Below are 2,562 nucleotides of genomic sequence, written 5' to 3'. Positions count from 1 at the left end.
GGTGAGTCCCAACAGGTCCCAACGAGTACCAATAGTCACCAGGTATTTGGGCGACAAATCGGGCGACAAATCCGGGGCCGTCACCACTCCGGATAGTCGCCCTCGGGTTCCGCGGGCCTCGTCCGCAGATTCATGACCTTCCATTCGGCGGCGGGGCTTACCTCTGCTCGCTCCAGCACCGCAGGCCAAGGGGCGAAGAGCAATCTCGGAACGTACTCTGAGGACTCCTCCAGCCGCCGCAGGTACTCGTGCTCCTCGTCCTGCCTGGGCGCGACGTGCTCGTCGATGTAGCACGCTGCGGACTCCATCATGGCTTCCAGCGTCGGACGGTCTCTCACGTTGAGGACGGGATAGAGTTCGTCTTCGACCTCGCTTGCACGTGAGGCGAACTTCTCCACGACGCGGCCGTCGATCGGACACGGAAACGGCATCGAGAGCGACGCGTAGTAGATCCGGACACGCCGCTGCAATCGATAGAGCTCAACATCGTCGGCGGCCAGCGATACGGGCAGTCCGCCCTTCTGGATGCGATACACGTCGTAGAGGTCACGGACAGCGAGACGGTCGAATAGTGCCTTGGTCTTCCCGGCAATCAGCTCGGGAAGGGCGAGCGTCATGACCGAAGTCTCGGGCGAACACATCCCGCAGGTCGCCTGCTCGTAGTCGAGCAGCGGCGCCCTGTTGAGGTAGATGAGGTCGACCTTGATCAGATCTCGCTGGTCGCCGTGGCCGTATCGCAGTTTGAAGGTGCGTCCCGAGTGCGCGACCTTGCCGCTCGTTGAAACGCTGTACCCGAGTCTTATGCCGAGCTCTGTGAGAGCCCGCTCCATTTCGGGCCGCTCCGCCTCAAGCCCCTGCTTCGTCACCTGCCCGACGTACGTCAGGTCGGCGTCGACTGAGAGCCTCGGCATGCCGAGGTGAAAAACGTTCAGGGCCGTTCCTCCGTGGAGCCTGGCTCTCGGACCCAAGAAGGGGTGTCCTCCGAACTCCGCGAGCAGCTCAAGCAACCGTTCGACCTTCTCGACGGTCTGAGGCTGGTAGCCTGCGGTATCGAGCAGATTCGGTCTCATCACTCGTGCACCCATCGTTCGATCTCGTCTGCGTTGGATGGTAGGTACATCCGCCACGACGGTACCCACTGCCCCGCCTCATTGCTGCGAGCAAGATAGTAGGGCCCGCGTCCGAGCATCGCGCGCATCTCGTCGAGGGCGGCGGAGCTCACGTACCACTCCTTGGCTCGCTGCTCCAAGAGCCAGCCTGTCCGGGCGACTGCCGTCGGACTACCAAGAACCTTGAGGTACGCGAGCACGCTCGAAGCATCCACGTACGGTAGCGCGGCGAGGCTTCGAGAGACTTCTTCGAGTCCACCGGACAGGTCCACGTGATTGATGCAGTCGACGAGCGTTCGTTCGCGGGTGGTCACTCTGACAACCCCCTGAGGTCGGGCAACAAGCGTCGTGGACTGAGCGACTTCGCCCGACGCCGGGAGTTTCGGACGTTGATAGCGTTCGTACTCGAAGTCCCTGTAGGCGAATCGAGCCGCCAACCGGGAGGACGTGAACTGGACGCGACGTGACGGGCTGTGTGCGAGCCCGTGAAGCTCGAGAGCCGAGTGATAGACCATGACCACGTCTTGCGAGACCGCTGCGGCCACGAGGTAGGGATCTGGTTCGACCTCGGAGAACTGGCCCGTACGCGAGACATAGACGCCTCGCATGACCCGATCGGCGTGGCCCTTCTTCACAGCGCGCGTCAGCAAGTTGTACGAAGTGCGACCTTCGCCTAGCTCGCCTCTGAACTCCTCAAGTGAGAAGACGTGGTGTTGCTCGAGATACGACTGAACACTCATGTTGGTCACCTCGGGTAGATAGTATCACTCAAAGTGAGCATTCGCAGTGGTTCTTACCAACAGATGGTCGGCTTACGTGCTCTTGGCTTTGCGTCGACTGTGGTTTTCCTGAGTCGAATACCAACGACGGTGGGCACATCCCTCTTCCGAGGGATTCGATCCTCGCCAGGACAGACCAGTTAGACGGATTTCGAGGTCTTCGACATCTGACCGTTTTTCGCGGATCCCGTCTCGTCGACGACCTCAAACGCCGGCAGCCCGTCCTTGATTGCCCGCTCGATTGCTGCAGCAGCGTCACTCGGCGTCGCGTAGCGCACCTCAATCGCCGTGGTGGCGAAGCCACCGGGCATCATCACGCGCACGCCGCCGCCCTCAGCGTCGACGACGCGGTAGACGTCCTCTCTCCTGTACGCCGTCATCGCCCCTCCCGCTTCTTCTTGATGGCGGGTAGCGCGTCGGGCAACACGACCCACGGACTCTTGTGAGCCGCGGGATCGAGCTTCCTCGAGTACGGCACGACTCCCTTATACATGCCCGCCCGCAGAGTCTTGGCAGGCATCCCGACAATCGCCGCCGCTTCGTCGGCGAGCATCAGCTCTGACAGGAACAGACCGAGAAGGCGGTCGGCCTCTTCCGGTCCGAACAGTTCGCCCAAAGCCTCACGCGCCGTCTGCGGCCGACCGGGTATCGGCTCGCGCACGACCACCCAGCGG

At 62.3% G+C, this 2,562-nt stretch carries 4 protein-coding genes; all 4 read right to left on the bottom strand.

The annotated features are described in order from the left end of the window. Positions 1-80 precede the first annotated feature (80 nt). The gene (locus Q8K99_02840; GenBank protein ID MDP2181489.1) at positions 81-1,085 is read right to left on the bottom strand and encodes a nucleotidyl transferase AbiEii/AbiGii toxin family protein; all 1,005 of its coding nucleotides are present in this window, start codon (positions 1,083-1,085) and stop codon (positions 81-83) included. Next, a complete protein-coding gene (locus tag Q8K99_02835) occupies positions 1,070-1,849 on the bottom strand; it encodes a type IV toxin-antitoxin system AbiEi family antitoxin (protein MDP2181488.1) in 780 nt (259 codons plus the stop codon). Before Q8K99_02835 ends, Q8K99_02840 begins: the two co-directional genes overlap by 16 nt. A 179-nt stretch (positions 1,850-2,028) precedes the next feature. Continuing rightward, a complete protein-coding gene (locus Q8K99_02830; protein MDP2181487.1) occupies positions 2,029-2,268 on the bottom strand; it encodes a hypothetical protein in 240 nt (79 codons plus the stop codon). Next, the coding region (locus tag Q8K99_02825) for a hypothetical protein (protein MDP2181486.1) at positions 2,265-2,562 on the bottom strand (298 nt) is incomplete at its 5' end. The genes Q8K99_02825 and Q8K99_02830, both read right to left, overlap by 4 nt.

The sequence above is a fragment of the Actinomycetota bacterium genome (assembly GCA_030682655.1).
Taxonomy (GTDB): Bacteria; Actinomycetota; Coriobacteriia; order Anaerosomatales; family JAUXNU01; genus JAUXNU01.
This window is presented reverse-complemented; position numbering and strand designations above follow the sequence as displayed.